Below are 22,506 nucleotides of genomic sequence, written 5' to 3' on the forward strand. Positions count from 1 at the left end.
CCGCAGCGGATACGCGTTGCGCCCTCCTGCTTCGCTGACCCTCCTCTGTCTGCTGGCGGCACTTGCCGGTGCGGCGCTGGTCGCACTCACCATGGGCGCCGCCGGCATTCCGCTGGCGCGGCTGCCGGCCGCGCTCGGGCTGTGGGCTGACGCCGCACCCGGTCCAACGCTCGCGCGCGACCAACTCGTGCTGTGGTCGATCCGGATTCCGAGGATTGCTGCGGCGGCGATGGTGGGCGCTCTGCTCGCGGCATCCGGCGCGATCATGCAGGGGCTGTTTCGCAATCCTCTGGCCGATCCTGCCCTCGTCGGCGTTTCCTCCGGCGGCGCGTTCGCAGCCGCCGCGGCGATCGTGTTCACCGACAGCCGGTTCGGCCAGAGCCTCCACTTTATGCAGAATCAATTGTTGCCGCTCGCAGCCTTTATCGGTTCGCTGGCAACGACGATCATCCTCTACTCCATCGCCAGCCGCTCGGGACGGACGTCGATTGCAATCTTCCTGCTGGCGGGAATTGCGATTGCCGCCATCGCCAATGCCGGCGTCGGGTTACTCGTGTTCATCGCCGACGATCGCCAGTTGCGCGACATCACGTTCTGGATGCTGGGCTCGCTGAGCGGCGCAACCTGGCCCAAGCTCGCCACGCTGGCGCCGGTGCTGGCACTCGCCTTGATCGCCTGCGTCTCGATCGCGCGCGGGCTCGATGTGCTGGTATTGGGCGAGGCCGAGGCGTTCCACAGCGGCGTCGATGTCGAGCGGCTGAAGCGGATTTCGATCGTGCTGGTATCGGCGATGACGGGCGTTGCGGTTTCGGTCTGCGGCGTCGTCGGCTTTGTCGGCATCGTGGTGCCGCATCTTTTGCGGCTGTTAATTGGCCCAGCGCACCGGCTGCTGCTGCCGGCCTCGATGCTATTCGGTGCGGTGCTGCTGGTGGGCGCCGATACGCTGGCGCGAACCATCGTGGCGCCCGCGGAAATGCCGATCGGCATCCTGACCGCGGCGATTGGCGCGCCGTTCTTCTTAGGGATGCTGCTCCGCCAGCGCGGGCTGGTTTCGCTATGACCGCCATCCTCGAAGCGCAATCGATCTCGATGGTGGTCGGCGGCGCCACGCTGGTCGACGGCATCGATCTGAAAATTGCAGCCGGCGAGATGGTCGCGATCGTTGGCCCCAACGGCGCCGGCAAATCGACCCTGCTGCGGATGCTGTCCGGCGATCTCCGCCCGACGCGCGGGCAGATCAAATTGAAGCAGCGCGACATCCATCTCTATCCGCCGCGACAGCTCGCTTATCACCGCGCGATGCTGTCGCAGCATGTCAACGTCACCTTCCCGTTCACGGTCGAGGAGATCGTCCATATGGGCGCAGGCGACACCGGCCGCGCCGCCGCGCAACGGCTGGTCGATGCCGCTCTCGACGAGGTCGGACTCGCGCATTTCAGTCACCGGCAATTGCCGACGCTTTCCGGCGGCGAGCAGCAACGCACGCATTTTGCCCGCGTTCTGGTGCAGCTCGCCTGCGGCGAACAACAGCACGGCCCCGGCCTGCTGCTGCTGGACGAACCGACCTCCAGCCTCGACATGCGCCACCAGATCGATCTGGTGGAGACGGCAAGAGGGCGCGCTCAGAATGGCACAGCCGTCATCGCCGTGCTGCACGACCTCAATCTGGCGATGCGTTTCGCCGACCGGATCGTGCTGCTGCATCGCGGCAAGCTCGCCGTCGACGGCGGCCGCACTGACGCGATCACGGCCGAGACCATCCGCCGGATTTTTGAGGTAGACGTCACGATCGACTACACCGATCAGGGCGTGCCGTTCCTGCTGCCGCAAACCATGCGGCCCGCAGGCCCGCCCTAGAGCCCGGTTCTGATTGAATCAGAACCGGCTCCAGGTTTTTGTTTTGACGCGTTTTCTTGACGCGAACCGGGGCCCACTTCGCTGGAAAGCGCTATGACGGCATAACGCCGCATGGCTTATCCAACGGCGTTACAGGTTCTTCACAGAACTGTCAGCCGACTGTAACAGCCGCTCCGCAAGACACAGCGCACCACCATTCACGGGAGATCCGCCATGCGCGTGTCATTGCTCTGCTCCGTCGCGTCGATATTTCTGGCCAGCGCTGCATTTGCGCAAGGCGAAGGCGAGTTTCCCGCCACGCTGAAGTGCCACGCCGTGCTGCCGGCGCAGAGCTTCATCGATGCGCCCACGGACGCGCCTGACGATCTCAAAACCGCCGGCAAATACACCACCGGCAAGCGCGTCGACACCGTCGGCAGCGTGATGGGCAAATCCTACGAGCGGCCGACCGGCGTATCGCTGCCGTTCAAGGGCCAGCCGCTGCAGGGCCATTCTGGCATCAAGGTGATGCCGGACGGTTCGTTCTGGGTGCTCACCGACAACGGCATGGGCTCGCGCTACAACTCGGCCGACTCGATGCTCTATCTCAACCGCCACAAGATCGACTGGGCGACCGGCAAGATCGAGCGGCAGGAAACCATCTTCCTGCACGATCCCGACAGGAAGGTGCCGTTCCGCATCCTGCATGAGGACACCGCAAAACGTTATCTCACCGGCGCCGACTTCGACACCGAAGGCTTTCAGATCATCGGCGACACTTTCTGGATCGGCGACGAGTTCGGGCCGTATGTGCTGAAGGCCGACAGGATGGGCAAGATCCTGGCCGTGTTCGACACCATGGCTGACGGCAAGCCGGTGCGCTCGCCCGACCATTGGTCGGTGCAGTCGCCGGGCGCACCCGGCGCGAGCTACACCACGGTCAATCTGCGCCGCTCCAAGGGCTATGAAGGTTTTGCCGCGTCGAAGGACGGCAAGTTCCTCTACGGCCTGCTGGAAGGCCCGCTGTGGGATACCGAGAAGAAGGATTTTGAAAAGGTCGACGGCAAGGAAGCCTCGCGGATTCTCGAATTCGACGTTGCCGCCGGAAAATTTACCGGCCGCTACTGGCACTATGCGTTCGAGCAGAACGGCAACGCCATCGGCGACTTCAACATGATCGACGCGTCAAGCGGCCTGATCATCGAGCGCGACAACGGCGAAGGCACCGCGGACAAGGCCTGCCCGCAGGGTCAACGCGGCGAAAACTGTTTCCCCGATCTCGCCAAATTCAAGCGCGTCTACAAGGTAGAATTCTCCGACGCCAATGTCGGCAAGCCGGTGCGCAAGATCGCCTATATCGACCTGATGAAGATCAAGGATCCCGACAAGAAGGCGCGCAAGCCGCTCAACGACGGCGTCTTAACGTTCCCGTTCTTCACCATCGAGAATGTCGATCGCGTCGACGACACCCATATCATCGTCGGCAACGACAACAATTTGCCGTTCTCGTCGAGCCGCGATCCGAATAAGGCCGACGACAATGAGTTTGTGCTGTTGGAAGTGGGTGAGTTCCTGAAGGCGAAGTGACGCTGCCCCTTCTCCCTCTCCCCGTGAAGAACGGGGAGAGGGAGAAGTCCGTGGCGAGCACTGCCGCATAAGCACAGAGCGCCCTACCCCGCCGGCACCATCACCACGCCCTTGTCCTTCGGCCAGCGTATCCGCCAGGCGAAGTTGATGTCCCTGACCTCGCCCGCCTTCGCCTCAAAAGCCCATTCCAGCACACCGCGCCTGTCGCGGATGTTGCTCGCAGTCGGCGCTGTCGTCGACGGCAACATCTCGACCACGATGTCCTCGTTCTCGCTGACCGGCAACTGATCCTCGATCGCGATCCGGATCGGGAAATCATGCCCGTTGCGCACATTGGTCTTGAACGCGCGTTCATCGGTCTTCGACGTCGTCACGATCAAGCCGGCCGAGCCCTCGTTGCGTTTGACGACGGTGCGCTCGATCTTGATCTTGTCGTCGGCGCCGAACCCGAGCCGAACGGTTTCGTCCTTGCTGGCGGCGGCCATCAGCCCGCGGCCGACGAAGACACCGTCGCGATAGATCGAAACCCGGCCGGGCAGCAATGGCGCGTCCTCGGTCTGCTTGAAACTTGCTTCCAGGAACGCGGTCGGATCCAGCACCGGCGCCGCGCGCACGGCGAGATCGGGCGCGATGGTCGCGGTGGAGACGCGCAGGCTCTTGGCGCCTTCGCTGGCGCCGAGGCTGACGCGACCGGGAATCTTGAACACCACCTGGAAGCCGCTGACGTCAGCCGCGGCCTGTTGCTCGGCCGCCTTCTCCATCACCGGCTCCTCGGCTTTCCCCCCGCTAGCGCGGAACTGCCTCGACCTCTCCGGAGCTGGCGCAGCCAAGTTCATCGCAGTATCCGATACGGAGCCCGCGGCCATCGGGCGCGGTACTTGCGGGTATTGAACGACGAGCGACTTCAGGTCGGGCACGTTGCCGCCGCGCGCGGTGCGCACGGTCGAGACGCTGAGCGCGACATTGGACCAATCCTCGCCGGTGTTTTGGGTGATTTCGGCGCGGCGCACCAGTTCGAGCGCAGGCTTGCGGTCCTTGGCGCCGGTGTCGAGACGGGCGTCGTAGAGCGGCGTCCAGCGCGCGTTGCGCACGGCATAAGTCACGCGCAGCGTCGCTTTCGTCGCGGCGGCTGCCGCGAGCTCGATCCGGACTTCCAGTCTGCTCGGCGGCTTCTGCGCCCGGTCCTGCTCGAGACGCGCGATTTCGCGGTCGAGCTCGCGCTGCTTGCGCCCGGCGTCGCGGATCGCGGCGTCGGCGCTGGCGATTTCATCGCCGACCGCGGCAAAGGCCGCGCGCCATTCGGAAATCGGCCGCGCCTCACCCTTGTCGCCGATGCCGGTCGGAGAGGTATCCGCAAATCGCTCGGCGAATTTGCGCCGCGCGGTCGCGGCATCGATCGCGCCTTGCAAGTTGGCGCGCTCGTCCTTCAGCGCCTCGATGCGCTTGTCGAGTTCGGGCAGGTTGACCGGCGGCGCCGCGCGCGGCGGTTTTGCGTCGATCGCGCCGATCGTGAGTTTTGCGCCGGCTTCGCCCTCGACCCTGAGCGATGACGGATCCAGCGCGAGCGGAAAATCCTTGAGAACGGCGAAATTCTCGCCCGCCGGCAGATCGAGCGAGATAATCCGCGTGACGCTGGCGCCATCGGGATAGACGGTGACGGCATCCACCGCCGAACTGGCGGCCAACTCAGCCGCCCGCACCTCGCCCGCGCCGAGCGCCGTGAGCAAGACGAGGCTCGTCGTAGAAAAAACGTTCGCAATCAACCGCATGGATACCCTCCTGAACCGTTCGCCGGATGGCGACGCGCAACAACGCCCACCACTCCCGGTCATGAGACGCAGCGAGGGAGAAACTGGTTCGATTGAGATTTCCATGTGGCTTCGCCGCGGCGGGACCGCGGCGAAGGATAAGCAATCCCCTCTCCGAAGGGAAAAGAGCGATGCGCGGTTAGAACACCAGCGCCTTGGCCTGCTTCACCTGGGGCAAGGCTTGCACCTTGCTCAGCACGTCCGCCGGGACCGGCCCGTCGATCTCGACCAGCGCGATTGCGTCGCCGCCCTGCTTGGTGCGGCCGAGGTGGAAGGTGGCGATGTTGATCTGGGCCGCCCCAAGCAGGCCAGCAAAGCTGCCGATGAAGCCGGGCTTATCCTCGTTGGTGACATAGATCATCGACTTGCCGAACTCGGCATCGACCCGGATGCCCTTGATGTCGACCAGCCGCGGCTTGCCGTCGTGATAGACGGTGCCGGACACCGAGCGTTCCTGCCGCTCGGTGGTGACAGTCACCGTGATCAGGCTTTCGTAATCGCTCTGCGCCGCGCGCACGATCTCGTCCACCACCATGCCACGCTCCTTCGCGACGACCGGCGCGGAGACCACGTTGACGTCGCCCAGCATCGGCCGCAGCAGGCCCGACAGCACCGCCGAGGTGATCGCCTTGATCTTCATCTCGGCGACATGTCCCTCATAGGTGATCTGGACTTTCAAAATTCCGCTCTCGGTGAGCTGGCCCGCGAACGAGCCGAGCTTTTCGGCGAGCTCGATGAACGGTTTCAGCTTCGGCGCTTCTTCGGCCGTGATCGAGGGGAAGTTCACCGCGTTCGAGATCGCGCCGGTCAAGAGATAATCCGACATCTGCTCGGCAACCTGCAGCGCCACGTTCTCCTGCGCTTCCGTGGTGGAAGCGCCGAGATGCGGCGTGCAGATCACGTGGGGATGGCCGAACAACACGTTCTTGGTGGCGGGCTCCTCGACGAACACGTCGAAGGCGGCGCCTGCGACATGCCTGGAATTCAGCGCGTCGAGCAGCGCCTGCTCGTCGACCAGGCCGCCGCGCGCGCAGTTGATGATGCGCACGCCCTTCTTCATCTTGGCGATCGCCGCCGCGTCGATGATGTTCCTGGTCTTCTCGGTCAGCGGCGTGTGCAGCGTGATGAAATCGGCGCGCTTGAGCAGTTCGTCGAGCTCGACCTTCTCGACGCCAATGTCCTTGGCGCGCTCCGGCGACAGGAACGGGTCGAACGCGATCACCTTCATGCGCAGGCCAAGCGCGCGGTCGGCGGCGATCGTGCCGATATTGCCGCAGCCGATCACGCCCAGCGTCTTGCCGGTGATCTCGACGCCCATGAAGCGGTTCTTCTCCCACTTGCCGGCCTGGGTGGAGGCGTCGGCTTGAGGGATTTCACGCGCCAGCGCCAGCATCAGCGTGATGGCGTGTTCAGCCGTTGTGATCGAATTGCCGAACGGCGTGTTCATCACGATGATGCCCTTGGCGGTCGCCGCCGGTATCTCGACATTGTCGACGCCGATGCCGGCGCGGCCGATCACCTTCAGCTTCTTTGCTTTCTCGATGATCTTGGCGGTCGCTTTCGTCGCGGAGCGGATCGCAAGGCCGTCGTAGTCGCCGATGATCTCGGCGAGCTTGTCCTTGTCCTTGCCGAGATTGGGCTGGAAGTCGACCTCGACGCCGCGGTCTTTGAAGATCTGCACGGCAGCGGGAGACAGCGCGTCGGAAATGAGAACTTTGGGTTTGGACATTGGTGTAATCCTTCACACCCTCCCCTGGAGGGGGAGGGTCGGCGCGAAGCGCCGGGGTGGGGTGAAACTGTCGCTGCGAACTCTGCGTGCGTCGGGTGTGGAGAGATCACCCCACCCCGACGCACCCTTGTGCGTCGACCCACGAGCGAGCTTTGCTCGTCTCGGCCCCCTCAAGGGGAGGGTGACGATCACGCCGCCTTCGGCAGCGCAGCCTTGGTCTCGGCGAACGCCCAGTCGATCCACTGCGTCAGCAGCGCGACGTCTGAGGCTTCCACGGTGGCGCCGCACCAGATCCGCAGGCCCGCCGGCGCATCGCGGTAATAGGCGAAGTCGTAACCGGCGGCTTCCTTCTCCACCAGCGCGACCAGCTTCTTGGAAAACTCCGCCTGCGCGTCCGCGTTGAGCGAGGTGATCGCAGGATCCGTGAACTTCAGGCACACCGAGGTGTTAGAGCGGATCGCAGAATCCTTCGCCAGGAAATCGATCCACGGCGTCTTCGCCTTCCAGTCGGCCAGCACCTTGGTGTTGGCGTCGGCGCGCGCGATCAGCGCCTTGAGGCCGCCGATCGATTTCGCCCAGTTCAGCGCATCGAGATAATCCTCGACGCACAGCATCGATGGCGTGTTGATGGTTTCGCCCTCGAAGATGCCCTGGTTGAGTTTGCCGCCCTTGGTCAGGCGGAAAATCTTCGGTAGCGGCCAGGCCGGCTTGTAGGTCTCGAGCCGCTCCACCGCGCGTGGCGAAAGGATCAGCATGCCGTGCGCGGCCTCGCCGCCCAGCGCCTTCTGCCAGGAGAACGTCACCACATCGAGCTTTGCGAAATCGAGCGGCTGCGCGAAAGCAGCCGACGTCGCGTCGCAGATCGTGAGGCCTTCGCGGGTCGCGCTGATCCAGTCGGCGTTGGGCACGCGCACGCCGGACGTCGTGCCATTCCAGGTGAAGACGATGTCGGACGCCGGATCGGCCTTGGAAAGATCGGGAAGATCGCCATAGCCGGCATGCAGCTTGGTGACGTCCTTCAGCTTCAATTCCTTGACGATGTCGCTGACCCAGCCTTCGCCGAAGGATTCCCAGGCGATGGTGGTGACGGGCCGCGCGCCGAGCAGCGACCACAGCGCCATTTCGACCGCGCCGGTATCGGACGCCGGCACGATGCCGATCTTGTAATCGGCCGGCACTTCAAGCACTTCGCGTGTCAGTTCGATCGCGAGCTTGAGTTTTGCCTTGCCGACCTTCGCGCGATGCGAGCGGCCGAGGGCTGCGTCCTTGAGATTTTGGGGGTTCCAGCCGGGGCGCTTGGCGCAAGGGCCGGAGGAAAAATGCGGCACGTTGGGCCGCGAAGCGGGCTTCGCTACGGTCATCATCTATCCTTCCAGATAGTAAGCCTCCCGTTGGGGGGAGGTGTCCCGCCGCGGTCATTAAGGGAATCGCGCCCGATCGTCAAGGAAGTTCGGGAGCTTCATGCCCGATTGATGGATGCTCGTCCGAGACTGGAGCCGGCTCCTGCTGCAGGAGTTCTGCGGCATCGGTGATCAGCTTGTCGGCCTCCCGCCGGCTCGAGACCTTCAGAATGCTGGTCTTTCCGGCCTGCACGACATATTCGCTTCCGATCCGGACAATCGAATATCTTTTCATTGGAAATCCCCAAGCTGCCCAAAGCCCCATGGGAGACGTCGGCATAGCGGAGACGTTCCGGTCCGTAAAATCACGGACGCACGCGTAGTTTATCGGTTGTTAACCGGATCGTAGAGTTGACGACTACCTCAGGCATTCGTCGCAAATAAGCTTCAACCGCAATTGACCTTTATTCTGACGCGTTTTCCTTGCGCGAACCGGGGCAGGCTTTAGCTCAAAAACGCTACGGGTATCAAAATCGCACAGTCATGCCGACATGGCTGCGCGCAAAGCCCAGCCGCTCGTAAAATCGTTGCGCATCGACGCGGGTGTGATGCGTCAGCAGTTCGACCACTTTGCATCCCCGCGCGCGTGCTTCCACAACCGCCCATTGCACCATCTGCTCGCCGATGCCGCGGCTACGGCAGTGTTTGGCGACGCGGACATCCTCGATCAGTCCGCGCGAGGCGCCCTGCGAACTCAGCCCCGGCAGGATGCAGAGCTGCAGGCAGCCGACCACGGCGCCCTCGCCGTCCTCGGCGACGACGAGCAGGATATTCGGATCGCGCGTGAGCTGCTCGAACGCCGTGAAGTAGGATTGCGGCAGCGGGTCTTCGATCCGCTCACGGGCACCGCCGAGCGGATCGTCCGCCAGCATGGCGACGATGACGCTGACATCCTCGCGGCGGGTACGACGGATGGTGACGTCTGAGATGGCAGACATGACAATTTCCGGTGTGGTCAGCGCGCCGGCGACAGGCCGAGGAATTTTTCGGTCGCGCCGATCCAGCGGCGCACCGCGGCATAGCCGTCGAGGTGAAAGCCGCCTTCATGCGCGACGCGGGTATAGGCCAGCAGCGATATGTCGGCGAGCGTGACGGCGTCGCCGGCCAGGAAGGGCGTGATGGCGAGCTGGTGCTCCATCCGCGCCAGCGCCGCATAGCCGCGCTTGACCTTGTCGGGATCGAGATCGGAAACCGGCTTCTTCAAATAGAACATCTGGAAGCGGCCTACGGCGATATACGGCTCATGGCTGTATTGTTCCCAGAACAGCCACTCGTCCATCTTCCCTGCCGCGAACGCATCCTGCGGAATGAGACGAGAACCGCGTGCGAGATAACGGATGATGGCGTTGGATTGCGCCAGCGTGCGGCCGTCGTCGAGTTCGATCGCCGGCACCTGGCCGGCGCCGTTGAGCTTGAGGAACTCCGCGGTGCGCGTCTCGCCCTTGAGGGTGTCGACCGCTATCCAGGTGTAGGGCAGCGCGAGATGGTCGCACACCCACTTCACCTTGAGGCAATTGCCGGAATTGGTATCGCCGTAGACCTTCATGCGCCGCCCTTCGTTACGGCGCACTGCAACAGGCGGCGGCAGATCTGTCAACGGCGCCGTGTCGAGGCGCCGCGAAGATCAGAACTTGTAGCCGAGGCCGGCGCGGACCGTGTTGATGGTAGTATCGACAGTCGAAGTGAACCGAAGATACTCCCACTCGGCGCGAAGGAAGAGGCCCGCGTACAGCATCACGTCGACGCCGACACCGCCGGCGAAGCCGGTGATGAAATGGGAGTTGGCGTTGTCCGTCAGGACACCACTTCCCGAGTAGTCGGGAAGCGCTGGAATGGCCGAGCCGACATATCGATAGTTGGCGGAATAAGTGGCCCAGCGGTTGATATTCGCCTGCCCCATTGCAATGCCGGCAAATCCATAGGGCAGGAAGTTGTCAATCGCGTATCCGCCGCGCACCCGCAGCGAACCGTAATCGGTGACCTTCATCGTGGCGGCCGAGGCGATGGTAGCGGTGGTTACGTAATCGGTCGGATACTGAAACGAGCGGGATTGCGAGCCGCCGTTGGCTCCAAAGAAATTGCCATGGGTATAGTTCAGTTCGATGGCGACGACGGCATCGGTCCACTGCCAATTATAACCGATGAACCCGCCATAGCCGCTGTTCTGCATATGGGCCTTGCCGAGCAACGGCCATTTCGAGATGTTGAACTGCGATTCAATATCGACATTGTTCAAGAGCTTGGCGAGCAGGTCCTGTCCGGAATTGGTGAAGTCCATGTCCGCCGCGCCGTGAGAAGCGTGGGCACCGACATAGGCGCCGCCCCAGTTGACGGTGCCTCTGCTCAGCCCCTCGGTGAAGCTGCCGCGTAGAAACGGCAGGTCCGGCATATCGGCCGCCTGCGCGCCACTTACCAACCCGCACATCACAGCCACCAGCAACAATCGACGCATCGCAACGCTCCATCAGACACTCTGAACTTGCGTTGATCATCGCCTGTTAACCTTAACCAATCGTTTTCGCGGCATCTAATTGGCGAGATCTTGTCGGAAAGCTGGCAAACATTTTTCGTCAGCCGCTACATCCGCCTCGGCATGCGCCAAAAGCAAAACGGCGCGGAAAACTCCCGCGCCGTTCGGCAACCGTTAACGAATGGAAGTCGCGATTAACCTTTGCGGATCAGCGGCGGCGGCGCGTAGACCTGCGGGTTTTCCAAATTCCAACGCACACCGAGCTTCAGGTCATGCGAGGTGATGTCCTTGAACGTCATCGGGTTGTTGCGAAAGTTGTTGCCGTCGAAAGTGCGGAGGTCGCCGGTCAGGCCGTCGCCCATATCGAGATAGCGATAGGCGAGTTCGACGGTGAAGTTCGGCGTGACTTTGTAGGCAAGACCGGCGTGAACCGCCCAGGCCAAGTTCCACTTCGAAACACTGTCTCCGTAGGCCAGACCCGCCAGTGCGGGGCCCGGCTGCACTGGATTGCTGGCGATGCTCTGATCGGTGAAGCCGTTGATCGCAACCCGCGCGCCACCGACGCCGGCGCCGATGAACGGGGTGATGCACCACCAGGTGCCGAGATCGACATAGGCGTTGGCGAGAACGACCCACTCGTTCTTGGTAGCGTGATAGGTGTCGGTACCGACGCCGCCCACATAGGTGATGCGGTCGGTGCCGTGGAACTGCGAGTTGCCGCGGTATTCACCGGTGACATCAGCGCGGAACCAGTTGTTGACCTTGTAACCGACGCCGAGGCCGAAGATGCCCGCGGTGTTGAAGTTGTTCGTCTGTACCGACGAGGTAAGGGTGGAGTCATCCAGGTTGTTCAGCCGACCGACGCGCTGATTGCTGAAGCCGATGTCGCCGCGCAGATACCAGCCGCCGAAATCCTCGACCACCGCCGGCGCATATGCCGGAGGAGGCGCAATAGCCATGTCGGCAGCAAACGCCGCCTGGGACAATAATGTGGCCGCACCGGCGGCAATGAAAGACTTAACGCTACGCATGGGCTTCGTCCTTTGTCCGGTGAGGCTGACTGCGATGAGCCCCACTTCAAAAACTCACGGACGAACGATGTCATTAAATGCTTAAGCGGCGCTTAACCCTAATTTTTAAGGTTGACAATCTCTGACTTTTTTCGCGGCGCCGTTTGCGAGTCGAGTGACGATGCATTTGCAACACGACAAACGAGACGAAACCGCCATACATCCTAACGATGTGTTGCTGCGCCATTAAGACTTTGTTGATGTCGTGAGCCGCGCCCTCGCCTCGCGGAAATGCGTCGGCGCGTCAGCGCGCGTGCTTCAACGTACATGCCTGGGCATCTTCGGCAGGAACACCGCGAGCAGGCCGAGCGCGGGCAGGAACGCGCAGAGGTGATAGACAAAAGCGATCCCGGTGTGATCGGCGAGCTTGCCAAGCACGGCCGCGCCAAGTCCGCCGATGCCGAAGGCGACGCCGAAGAATACGCCCGAGATCATCCCGAAGCGGTGCGGCATCAGTTCCTGCGCGAACACGATGATCGAAGACGTTGCCGACGAGAGGATGAGGCCGATGAAGACTGTCAGCACGGCGCTGCCGACGAGACCCGCATATGGCAGCGCCAGCGTGAACGGCAGCGCGCCGAGGATGGAGAACCAGATGATGTATTTGCGGCCAAAGCGATCGCCGAGCGGCCCGCCGAAGAACGCACCCGCCGCGTTGGCGGCAAGGAAGATGAATAGATAAAGCTGCGCCGCCTGGGTCGAGACTTGAAACTTGTCGATCAGATAGAAGATGTAATAGCTCGACAGGCTCGACACGTAGAGCTGTTTTGAGAACAGCAGCGCGACCAGCACCGCGAGCGCTATTTTCACGCGCCGCGAATCCGGCAGGTCCGGATGGCGTTCCACCACGGCCGATTTCTTCGTCACGATCTGCGGCTTGTACCAGACGCCGATCCGCCACAGGATCACGATCGCCAGAAACGCGATCGATGAAAACCAGGCGATCGAGGGCTGACCGAACGGCACCACGATCAGCGCCGCCAGCACCGGCCCCATCGACGTACCAAAACTGCCGCCGAGCTGAAACACCGATTGCGCGAATCCGTAACGCCCGCCCGAGGCGAGACGCGCGATCCGCGCCGACTCCGGATGAAACACCGCCGAGCCGAGGCCTACCAGAGCGGCTGCGATCAGGATGATGGGATAGAGATGCGCGACGCTGAGCAGCAGCAATCCGAAAAACGTAAAACCCATGCCGATCGCGAGCGAGAAAGGCTGCGCCTTCTTGTCGGTAAAATGCCCGACCAGCGGCTGCAGCAGCGATGCGGTAAACTGGAACGCCAGCGTGATCATGCCGATCTGTCCGTAGTCCAGCGCGTAAGCATCCTTCAGGATCGGATAGACCGAGGCAATCAGCGACTGCATGGTGTCGTTGAGGAAATGCGAGAAGCTGATGCCGGTCAGCACGACATAGGCCGGCGCCACAACAGCCGCCTTGACGGCGAGGCCTGGCGCCGCGTCAGGCACGACCACCTGCGCGGTTGGCGTTTCCTCTGAGACGATGACCGGCTTGTTCAAGGGCGCATTCCCGAAAAGAATCGCGGACAGGCAATGTCTCGTGTTCTACGGCCGGGCCATCGTCGCGACCAGCATCAATAGCTTATGGCTGCGATGCGTTGCCGCACCACCGATCAGCAATCGCGCACCATCAAAATAAAGCTGGCTTATGCCGCCGCAGCGTGACCGAGCGCGGTGACGATCTGATCGACGACATCCTCGACCAGGATGCGGTCGTCGCCCTCGCCCATCACGCGGATCACGGGCTCGGTGCCGGACGAACGGACCAGCAGCCGGCCGTGGCCGTTGAGGCGATTCTCGCCGTCCATGATCGCCGATTTCACCTCGGCATGGTCGAGCGGCTTGCCGCTGCGGTAGCGTACGTTCTTCAGGATCTGCGGCAGCGGATCGAAACGGCGGCAGACCTCCGACACCGGCCGGCGAAGTTTTTGCACCACGGCCAGCACCTGCAGCGCAGCAACGAAGCCGTCGCCTGTGGTGGCGTAGTCGGAGAGAATGATATGGCCCGAAGGCTCGCCGCCGAGATTGTAACCCTGCTTGAGCATCTGCTCGAGCACGTAGCGGTCGCCGACCGGCGTGCGCACCATGCCGATGCCTTGCCCTTCGAGGAAACGTTCGAGCCCGAGATTCGACATCACGGTGGCGACGATGCCGGGCTTCGAGAGCCGGCCGTCTTCCTTCCAGCTTTGCGCGATCACCGCGAGCAACTGGTCGCCATCGACGACGTGGCCGCGTTCGTCGACCAGGATGACGCGATCGGCGTCGCCGTCGAGCGCGATGCCGATATCGGCGCGCATCTCGCGCACCTTTTTCGCCAGCGCCTCCGGCGAGGTCGAGCCGCATTCCTTGTTGATGTTGAAGCCATCGGGTTCGACGCCGATCGCGATGACATCGGCGCCCAATTCCCACAGCGCTTCCGGCACCACCTTGTAGGCCGCGCCGTGCGCGCAATCGATCACGACGCGCAGGCCGTCGAGCGAGAGCTCGCGCGGCAGCGTGCGCTTAGCGAATTCGATGTAGCGGTCATGAACGCCGTCGATACGGCGGGCGCGCCCGAGGCTGGCGCTCTGCGCGAGGCGACGGTCGATCGGCTCGTCGAGCAACTGCTCGATCTGCTTTTCGACATCGTCGGAAAGCTTGAAGCCCTGCGGACCGAACAGCTTGATGCCGTTATCCTCGAACAGATTGTGGGAAGCTGAAATCATCACGCCGAGATCGGCGCGCATCGACTTGGTCAGCATCGCGACCGCCGGCGTCGGCATCGGGCCGAGCAGCAGCACGTCCATGCCGACAGAGGTGAAGCCGGCCACCATGGCGTATTCGATCATGTAGCCGGAGAGACGCGTGTCCTTGCCGATGACGACGCGGTGGCGATGCTCGCCGCGCTGGAACACCAGGCCGGCCGCCTGCCCCACCTTGAGCGCGAGCTCCGGCGTGATCAATCCATTGGCGCGGCCCCGAATTCCGTCGGTACCGAAATATTTGCGGCTCATGTGACCCCCAGCATTTCGGGGCTTCTTCAGGCCATAATAGCCAGGAATCCCCGAACGCGCTCCATGGTAGCGTGCAGCCGTTATAATCCCTCAGCCGCAAAAATGGCTTCAAAAAATATGATGAATCATTACGGCCATCGCGGCCGTTTTCATGTATAACTAATTGTTATAACTTGATATTTTTAAAAACAGGCCGCGTCGGGCCGAAGCGCTAGTCCCGCCGCTTGACGTGATGGTCACCCTTCGAGGGCGGCGGCTGGGTGACACTGACCGGGTCGGAGGCCGGAAAGGTCTCCTCCAGCCCCTCCTCCAGGGCTTCGTCCAACCGGCGCTTTTCTGCGCGATCCTGTGAGCCGGCGTCGGTACTGGAAACTTTGCGCGGTCCGGTCATGGCATGTCCTTGCCTCGGCAATGGCGCCGCGAGATGCGATTTGGCTCCCCAACCAACCATGATAGATGACAACACAACGAAGGAATTCAAGAAGGCCGGGACGTCCATGAAACACATCACCTGCATCGAAGATCTGCGCCAGCTGCACAAGCGCCGCGTTCCCAAGGCCTTCTTCGACTATACCGATCGCGGCTCCTATACCGAGGATACGCTGCGCGCCAATTCCGAGGATCTTGCGCAGATCAAGTTCCGCCAGCGCATCCTGGTCGACGTATCGAAGCGCGACCTCTCCACCACGATCCTCGGCGAGCCCGCCGCAATGCCGCTGATCCTGGCTCCCGTCGGCCTGCTCGGCATGCAGCATGGCGATGGCGAGATTCATGCCTGCCGCGCCGCCCAGGCCGTCGGCATTCCCTTCACCCAGAGCACGATGTCGATCTGCTCGATCGAGGATATCGCAGCCAGCGTCGACAAGCCGTTCTGGTTCCAGCTCTACGTGATGAAGGACCGCGGCTTCATCAAGTCGCTGATCGAACGCGCGATCGCGGCGAAATGCTCGGCGCTGGTGTTGACTGTCGACCTGCAGGTGATCGGGCAGCGCCACCAGGACATCAAGAACGGCATGTCGGTGCCGCCCGAATGGTCGCTGTCGAAACTGCTCGACTTCGCCAGCAAGCCGTCATGGGTCGCCGGCGTGATGCGCGGCAAGCGCCGCAGCTTCGGCAACATCGTCGGCCACGTCAAAGGCACCGAGGATCTCACCAAATTGTCGGAATGGACGGCGTCGCAGTTCGACACCTCGCTGAACTGGAAGGACATCGACTGGATCCGCTCGATCTGGCCCGGCAAGCTGATCCTCAAAGGCATTTTGGACGTCGAGGACGCCGAGCTCGCTGCGAAAACCGGCGCGCAGGCGCTGGTGGTGTCCAACCATGGCGGCCGTCAGCTCGACGGCGCGCCGTCGTCGATCGAGGTGCTGCCCGAGATCGTCGACACGGTCGGCTCGAAGATGGAAATCATGTTCGATGGCGGCATCCGCTCCGGCCAGGACGTGGTGCGCGCGCTCGCGCTCGGCGCCAAATCCTGCATGATCGGCCGTGCCTATGTCTATGGCTTGGGAGCCGGCGGACAGGCCGGCGTCGCCAAGGCACTCGACATCATCGCCAAGGAAATGCTCACGACGATGGGATTGTGCGGCGTCAACACGATTGCCGAGATTGACGACAACGTGCTGGCGGTGTGAGGCGGAGTTAGCACGAATCCCGCAACGGGTCGTCCCCGCCCAGTGCGCAATTGCGCTCGGGCGCGGGGACCCATATGCCGCAGCCCTTCGGTTAAGCGATGCGGTAAACGCCTTCCATCCACAGTAAGCAATTATGGTTGTGGGTCCCTGCTTTCGCGGCACGACTCGCGAATGGAGCGCGACCTTCCTTCTCCCCTTGTGGGAGAAGGAAAGTACGTAGCGCATTGACCGCCTCAGGCTCCCGGCGTGTGTCAGTATCGATACTGGCCGCCGCAGATATAGTTGCCGTACGCGTCGTAGCAGTTGTTGTAAGAGCCGTAGGCACCGTAGGCCGCGGCACCAACCGCTGCGGCCCCCACCGCCGCCGCACCGTATCCGCGACGTGGATAATACCCTCCCCGGTAACCGGCATATCCGACCCGCCCTACGCGACCGGCACGAACGGCTCCACCTCGGTAAACGCCTCCGGCTCGGACGGCGCCGCCGTGGAAGCCTCCACCGCCTCGGTACCCGCCACCCCCACGGCGCGCGAACGCGTCGTCCGGGATAAGGCTGGCCGTAACCAGAACGAGTGCTGCAAGAACCGGCAGAACATAGCGAAACATGGCGCTTCCTTCCTGTTGATTGGGCCCGAGCGTTCGGGCTGCAACCAACCCAATTCGCATCCACCCCCTGGCAGGGTTTGACTCTGACTGAACAGGCGCTTGACCTAGATCAAAGCTCTGGCGGGATGGCGAAGTTCCGCCTTGGCAAGGACGTGATGCGCACAACCAAGCGAAGCGTCCTGCCTCCCTTCTCCCACAAGGGGAGAAGGGAAGTAAGAAAGGCTTCGCCTCACATCGGCGGCGTGATCCCGTTGCGGCCGACATTGACGCGGGCCGCCTCCAGCGTGCCGTCGTCCTTCTTCACCGCGCTGAAGATGATCACCTTCGCGCCCGGCTTCAGTTCGGACTTGTCGCCAGCGACGAAGGTAACGATTGGCGTCCCCTCCGGCACCACGACTTTCTTTTCACCGTCCTTGTATTTCACCAAAATGTTCTGGCCATCGGTGCCCTTCACGGTCTGGGCGACGGTGGCATTCGTCATGGTCGAGTTCGGACGCTGGTCCCAGGGCCGGAAACCTTCGGCCGCGCCGCGCTGGTTCTCCGGGAAGATATGCACTGCGACCGCCTTTTGGGTGCCGTCCGGCTCCGGCATCGCGGTGACGCCGATATAGGAGCCTTCCTTGATCTCAGAGAGTTCGGTCTTGGCCACGCCGAACACCGCGACATTGTCGGTGACGCGGACCTTCATGTCGGTACCCTCGCGCGATTTGATCGACAGCATGGGCAGGTCTACGGCCTCGATGGTGCCGCGAATGCGGACCGTCGGCGGCTGCTGCGCCCACGCCGCCGATGCAAGCAGGGTGACAAAGGTCAGCGAGGCCGCAAGCATCCGCGGCCAGGAAGAAGATTTTGACATGGTATCCCTCCCAAGATGTTAGCGCCCAACTCAACGCAAACACCGCGCGGGAGGTGCTATTCCAGGAGGCGACTTCACATCGGCGGGGTCAGCCCGTCGCGGCCGACGCTGACCCGGCTGGTCTCGAGCGAGCCGTCCGGCAGCTTCTTCATGAAGGCGATCACCTTGGCGCCCGGTTTGAGGTCGGACTTGTCGGCAGGAACGTAGGTCACGACCGGCGTCTCCGGGGAGACCACGACTTTCTTCTCGCCACCCCGGTATTTGATCATCAGGGTGTGGCCGTCATTGCCGACCACGGAGTCCGCCACCGTGGCGTTGGTCATGGTGGAGTTGGGACGCAGATCATAGGGCCGCGAGCCTTCGCCGGTGCCGCGCATGGCTTCCGGAAACACGTGCACTTCAACCGCGTTCTGGCTGCCGTCCGGCCCCGGCACCGTGGTCGTGCCGATGAAGGAACCGACCTTGATGTCGGACAGCGCGATTTTGGTGATCCCGACGATGTTGATGTCGCCGGCCATATGCAGCCTGACGTCTTCACCGCCGCGCGACTTGACGGCGAGCACGTCGCCATCGACGGCCTCGATGGTGCCGCGAACGCGCGTCGGCGTCGGCGGCTGCTGGGCGATGGCGTAAAGCGTGGAGCCGGCGACCATCGCAACGGCGACAAGCGGGCGGACGAACTGAAAGCGACGGACGGGCATGGCAGGAATCTCCGGTGGCAGACCTGACGTAGCCATTGACCCCGGCCATTCAAAAAAATTCCGGCTCAAGTCTCCGCGATCAGCCGATCATGTATTCGTGAGATCGGCCTCGACGAGCGCGCGAAGTTCCGGCGTCACTTCGGGGCGCCGGCCGAACCACAATTCGAAGCCGCGCACCGCCTGGTGCAGCAGCATGCCGAGCCCGTCGGCGGTCTTGAGGCCGCGCGCGCGCGAAGCCGTCAGCAATGGCGTGTCGAGCGGCACGTAAACGAGATCGGCGACGACGGCATGTGACGGCAACTGCCCGACATCGATTTCGAGCGGCGGCTGCCCCTTCATGCCGAGCGAGGTCGTATTCACCAGTAGCCCGGTGCGCGGCAGCAAATCGCCGATCGCGTCCAATGCCACCGGCAGAACGTTCGCGCCGAATTCATCCACCAGCGCACGGGCGCGCTCGATGGTGCGGTTGGCGAGATGCACCCGCTTGATGCCGCGGTCGAGCAGACCGAACAGCACCGCGCGAGATGAGCCACCGGCGCCGAGCACCAGCGCATCCTCGGCCTTGTCCCATCCGCTCGCACAGGCATCGAGATTGTTGATGAAGCCCTCGACGTCGGTATTGGTCGAGCAGAGTTCGCCATTCTCGAACCACAGCGTGTTGGCCGCACCGACCGCACGGGCGCGCGCGTCCGGCTTTGACAGAGAAAGCGCGCGCTCCTTGTGCGGAATGGTGACGTTGGCGCCGACGAAACCGCGCAGCGACAACCGGAAAATGAAATCCTTGAACTCGTCGGGCGGCACCGCCTCGATGACGTAACCGCCTTCGATGCCGAGCGTCCGCAGCCAGTAATGATGGATCAGCGGCGAACGCGAATGCGCAGCCGGCCATCCGATCAGGCAGGCGGCGGGGGGTTTGGTCACGGCAGAAATCTCCTAAAGACGTCGATGGCCGGGATAACCCGGCCACGACGATCAATTTATCTTCCGCTGTGCTGTGTCAAGCCGAACGCGAGCCGCCGCAGACGAAGCTGCGGCGGCCCGCCGGCAACTTACGCCGCGACGCGGTGCGCGGCGATGATCTGGTCGGCGGCGCGGCCGGTGACTTCGGCCATGCGGTCGAACTGCCTCGTAAAGCTGCCGGCGCCGGCGGTGGCCGAGCGCAATTCCACGATCAGATCGCCGATCTCCGCTTCCGGCATGGTGGCGCGGACGCAATCCCATCCCGGCCAGTTGTCGCGGGTGTCGAAGCCCAGGATCTGGCCGCGCCGCGCCGACAGGATGGCGTTGATCTTCGCCGTCGCTTCCGTCGGGCAGACGATCTCCACCATGTGAATCGGCTCCAGCAGTACTGGCTGGCACTGCGGCAGCGCCTCGCTCATGCCGATCCGCGCCGCGGTGCGGAAGGCGAGATCGGAGGAATCGACGCTGTGATAGGAGCCGTCCGTCAGCGTCACTTGCACGTCGATGACGGGGAAGCCGAGCGGGCCCTTCGTGAGGCCGTCGACCACGCCCTCCTCCACTGCGCCGATATAGTTGCGCGGCACCGCGCCGCCGACGACCTTTTCGTCGAACGCGAAGCCCGAGCCGCGCGGCATCGGCTTGATCTCCAGCACCACATCGCCGAACTGGCCATGGCCGCCGGATTGCTTCTTGTGACGGCCGCGCTGGGTGATTGATTTGCGGATGGTCTCCTGATAGCCGATCGCGGGTGCTTGCGATTTGACGTTGACGCCGAAACGGTCCTTGAGCCGCTCGAGCGCGACGCGCAGATGCATCTCGCCCTGCCCCCACAGTACGATGTCGTGGGTTTGCTGGTTCTGGATCATCGTCAGCGACGGGTCCTCCTCGTTCAGCCGCAGCAGCGCCTGGCCGAGCTTGACGTCGTCCTTGCGGTCGTTCGCCGCAAGCGACATCGCCAGCACCGGTGGCGTCGGCACGATCTGCACCAGCGTCGGCGGCACGGTCTTGCCGCTCGACAGCGTATCGCCGGTCTTGATCGCGTCGAGCTTGCCGAGCGCGATCGTGTCTCCGACCTCGGCCGCGGCCCGCTTGGTGTCGTGTCCGCCGCTCACCGCTTGAATACCGGAAACCCGCCCGGCCTCACCGGAGGATGATTGCAGCGTCGCGCCGTCATCGAGATGGCCGGCGAGCAGCCGCGTCAGCGACAGCTTGCCGCCGTGCTGCAGATGCAGCGTCTTGAACACATAGGCCAGCGCTTCCTTTTGCGCGGATACGCCGAGCCGCTTCGCCGTCTCGGCAACGCCGGGCGCTTCGTGCCGCAGCGCCTTCATCAGCCTCAGCACGCCGTTTTCGCGCGCCGCAGCGCCGAGCAACACCGGGCAGATCAGGCCTTCGCGCAATTCGCGGGCGAGATCGTCGAACACCGCGTCGCGCGGCGGCTGGATATCCTCCAGCAACTGCTCCATCAGCGCGTCGTCATGGTCGGCGAGTTTTTCCAGCATCGAGAACCGCGCTTCCTTCTCGCGGTCGAGATTGCCGCCTTCCAGCGCGACGACTTCGGAAGGCTTGTGTTCGCGATAAACAAAGGCGCGCTCCAGCGCGAGATCGACAAAACCTTCGATCAAGTCGCCGTTCCAGATCGGAATCTGTCGCAGCACCAGCGGTACGCGCGAAGCCGGCTGCAGGGTCGCGAGCGTCTCGCGGATGCGCTTGTTGGCGCGGTCGATCTTGTTCAAAAACAGAAAACGGGGAATGCCCAAATCTTCCAGCTCACGCAGAATGATCTGCAGTTGCGGCAGCTTCTTCTCATCCGCCTCGCAGACCACGACCGCGGCATCGACCGCAGGCAACGCGGCGCGCATGTCATGCGCGAACTCGATCGAGCCGGGACAATCGATAAGGGTGTAACTATCGCCCATGAAGCTGGTCGTGGCGGCGGAGAGGCCTACGCCCATCTTGTGGTTCCGTGCCTCGGGGCTGGAATCGCCGACCGAGGTTCCGGCATCGACGCTGCCGGCATTTTTAATGGCGCCTGTTCGCGCCAATATCGCCTCCAAAAGTGTGGTTTTACCGCTCTGGAAAGGGCCCACCAGCGCTATGCACCGTGGACCTCGGGGACTTCTGACGTCTTGTCCCATTGCCGCCTCCTTGTTTGGAGCTCGGCCCATGATTGGGTCGGCGGATTGGATGCTCCGCCTGTCTCGTGATTTTGGCAAGCGGGAAAAATTCGCTGCGCTGCGGCGTGAGGCGGGCTGGGACCTAACCCGTCATCGCGCATCGGATGGTCCTCCAGAGGAGCGATCCAATCAGCGAATTAGTGAACATGCACAGCAATGACGACGGAGGACGACGAAAGTTAACGTCCCGGCCGCAGTTCCAGGCTTTCCAATCCGGCAGCAATGCTGACGCCGAGCGTCGCGCTGCCCTGCGCGCCGTTTGCTATGCCCGGCGGTCGGAATAGCCATCGATGAACTCGGCGAGGAGGCCCGTGATCTCGGTTGGTCGCTCCAGGCTCGGCAGATGGGCGATGCCGGTCAACATATGGCCCGACCCGTTCGGCATCGTCGTTGCGATATGGCGGCATCGTTCCTGAATGTGCGGGAAATCGAGGTCACCCCAGATCACAAGCGATGGCGCCGATATCTCGCCGAGACGATGGAAGGCGGGCGCGACATCGAGGTTCGAGCCAACCGGCGGCGACCGTAGCGCAATGGAGTTCATGTCGAGGAATAGCCGGCGCGCCTCACCCGTGACACGACCCTCGGGCTGCAGTGGACCGTCCAGCCAAAGATGAGCCTTGATGGCGTTCACGCGATCCAGATCGCCGGCTTGTTCGGCG

The 22,506-nt window shown here is 63.1% G+C and carries 20 protein-coding genes; 4 read left to right on the forward strand and 16 right to left on the reverse strand.

The window, feature by feature from the left end; translation table 11 throughout:
- Window positions 1-16: 16 nt before the first annotated feature.
- From V1286_RS27815 to V1286_RS27825, 3 genes are all read left to right on the forward strand, one after another.
- Entirely contained in the window at window positions 17-1,060 is a 1,044-nt protein-coding gene (locus V1286_RS27815; protein WP_334485028.1) for a FecCD family ABC transporter permease, read from the forward strand.
- Window positions 1,057-1,857 (forward strand): heme ABC transporter ATP-binding protein, encoded by an 801-nt coding sequence (locus V1286_RS27820; protein WP_334485030.1) that lies wholly within the window; start codon window positions 1,057-1,059, stop codon window positions 1,855-1,857. Before V1286_RS27815 ends, V1286_RS27820 begins: the two co-directional genes overlap by 4 nt.
- Window positions 1,858-2,070: 213 nt before the next feature.
- Entirely contained in the window at window positions 2,071-3,423 is a 1,353-nt protein-coding gene (locus V1286_RS27825) for an esterase-like activity of phytase family protein (protein WP_334485032.1), read from the forward strand.
- An 83-nt stretch (window positions 3,424-3,506) separates the two neighbouring features.
- Here V1286_RS27825 and V1286_RS27830 read toward each other — a convergent pair whose 3' ends face one another.
- The 11 genes from V1286_RS27830 to V1286_RS27880 form a co-directional block, all read right to left on the reverse strand.
- Window positions 3,507-5,192 (reverse strand): mucoidy inhibitor MuiA family protein, encoded by a 1,686-nt coding sequence (locus V1286_RS27830; RefSeq protein ID WP_334485034.1) that lies wholly within the window; start codon window positions 5,190-5,192, stop codon window positions 3,507-3,509.
- A 178-nt stretch (window positions 5,193-5,370) separates the two neighbouring features.
- Entirely contained in the window at window positions 5,371-6,960 is a 1,590-nt protein-coding gene (gene serA / locus V1286_RS27835; RefSeq protein WP_334485036.1) for a phosphoglycerate dehydrogenase, read from the reverse strand.
- A 188-nt stretch (window positions 6,961-7,148) separates the two neighbouring features.
- Window positions 7,149-8,321, reverse strand: coding sequence for a phosphoserine transaminase (locus V1286_RS27840; protein ID WP_334489945.1), 1,173 nt, complete (start codon window positions 8,319-8,321; stop codon window positions 7,149-7,151).
- Between the two features lie 79 nt (window positions 8,322-8,400).
- Window positions 8,401-8,595: a hypothetical protein gene (locus V1286_RS27845; RefSeq protein ID WP_334485038.1), complete on the reverse strand. Its 195-nt coding sequence runs from the start codon at window positions 8,593-8,595 to the stop codon at window positions 8,401-8,403.
- Window positions 8,596-8,827: 232 nt separating this feature from the next.
- On the reverse strand, window positions 8,828-9,298 hold the full coding sequence (locus tag V1286_RS27850) for a GNAT family N-acetyltransferase (protein WP_334485040.1): 471 nt from the start codon (window positions 9,296-9,298) through the stop codon (window positions 8,828-8,830).
- A 17-nt stretch (window positions 9,299-9,315) separates the two neighbouring features.
- Window positions 9,316-9,906: a glutathione S-transferase family protein gene (locus tag V1286_RS27855; protein WP_334485042.1), complete on the reverse strand. Its 591-nt coding sequence runs from the start codon at window positions 9,904-9,906 to the stop codon at window positions 9,316-9,318.
- Between the two features lie 78 nt (window positions 9,907-9,984).
- Entirely contained in the window at window positions 9,985-10,812 is an 828-nt protein-coding gene (locus V1286_RS27860; RefSeq protein WP_334485044.1) for an outer membrane protein, read from the reverse strand.
- 212 nt (window positions 10,813-11,024) lie between these two features.
- The gene (locus V1286_RS27865) at window positions 11,025-11,861 is read right to left on the reverse strand and encodes an outer membrane protein (RefSeq protein WP_334485046.1); all 837 of its coding nucleotides are present in this window, start codon (window positions 11,859-11,861) and stop codon (window positions 11,025-11,027) included.
- Between the two features lie 297 nt (window positions 11,862-12,158).
- Window positions 12,159-13,418: an MFS transporter gene (locus V1286_RS27870; RefSeq protein WP_334485048.1), complete on the reverse strand. Its 1,260-nt coding sequence runs from the start codon at window positions 13,416-13,418 to the stop codon at window positions 12,159-12,161.
- Between the two features lie 146 nt (window positions 13,419-13,564).
- Complete coding sequence (glmM, locus tag V1286_RS27875) at window positions 13,565-14,911, reverse strand: phosphoglucosamine mutase (RefSeq protein ID WP_108521483.1); 1,347 nt, start codon at window positions 14,909-14,911, stop codon at window positions 13,565-13,567.
- Window positions 14,912-15,122: 211 nt separating this feature from the next.
- Window positions 15,123-15,302 (reverse strand): hypothetical protein, encoded by a 180-nt coding sequence (locus tag V1286_RS27880; protein WP_108521486.1) that lies wholly within the window; start codon window positions 15,300-15,302, stop codon window positions 15,123-15,125.
- Window positions 15,303-15,408: 106 nt separating this feature from the next.
- Here V1286_RS27880 and V1286_RS27885 point away from each other — a divergent pair, with 106 nt between their 5' ends.
- Window positions 15,409-16,545 (forward strand): alpha-hydroxy acid oxidase, encoded by a 1,137-nt coding sequence (locus V1286_RS27885; protein ID WP_334485052.1) that lies wholly within the window; start codon window positions 15,409-15,411, stop codon window positions 16,543-16,545.
- Window positions 16,546-17,379: 834 nt separating this feature from the next.
- Here the strand turns inward: V1286_RS27885 and V1286_RS27890 are convergent.
- The 5 genes from V1286_RS27890 to V1286_RS27910 all read right to left on the reverse strand — a co-directional run bounded on the left by V1286_RS27890 (window position 17,380) and on the right by V1286_RS27910 (window position 22,478).
- Complete coding sequence (locus tag V1286_RS27890; RefSeq protein ID WP_417021285.1) at window positions 17,380-17,979, reverse strand: hypothetical protein; 600 nt, start codon at window positions 17,977-17,979, stop codon at window positions 17,380-17,382.
- Window positions 17,980-18,080: 101 nt separating this feature from the next.
- The gene (locus V1286_RS27895) at window positions 18,081-18,707 is read right to left on the reverse strand and encodes a hypothetical protein (protein ID WP_334485056.1); all 627 of its coding nucleotides are present in this window, start codon (window positions 18,705-18,707) and stop codon (window positions 18,081-18,083) included.
- Window positions 18,708-18,794: 87 nt separating this feature from the next.
- Window positions 18,795-19,628: a shikimate dehydrogenase gene (locus tag V1286_RS27900; RefSeq protein WP_334485058.1), complete on the reverse strand. Its 834-nt coding sequence runs from the start codon at window positions 19,626-19,628 to the stop codon at window positions 18,795-18,797.
- 128 nt (window positions 19,629-19,756) lie between these two features.
- Window positions 19,757-21,805 (reverse strand): elongation factor G, encoded by a 2,049-nt coding sequence (locus V1286_RS27905; protein ID WP_334485060.1) that lies wholly within the window; start codon window positions 21,803-21,805, stop codon window positions 19,757-19,759.
- A 301-nt stretch (window positions 21,806-22,106) separates the two neighbouring features.
- Window positions 22,107-22,478, reverse strand: coding sequence for an alpha/beta fold hydrolase (locus V1286_RS27910; protein WP_334485062.1), 372 nt, complete (start codon window positions 22,476-22,478; stop codon window positions 22,107-22,109).
- Between the last annotated feature and the right edge of the window lie 28 nt (window positions 22,479-22,506).

It is taken from the genome of Bradyrhizobium algeriense (assembly GCF_036924595.1).
GTDB lineage: Bacteria > Pseudomonadota > Alphaproteobacteria > Rhizobiales > Xanthobacteraceae > Bradyrhizobium > Bradyrhizobium algeriense.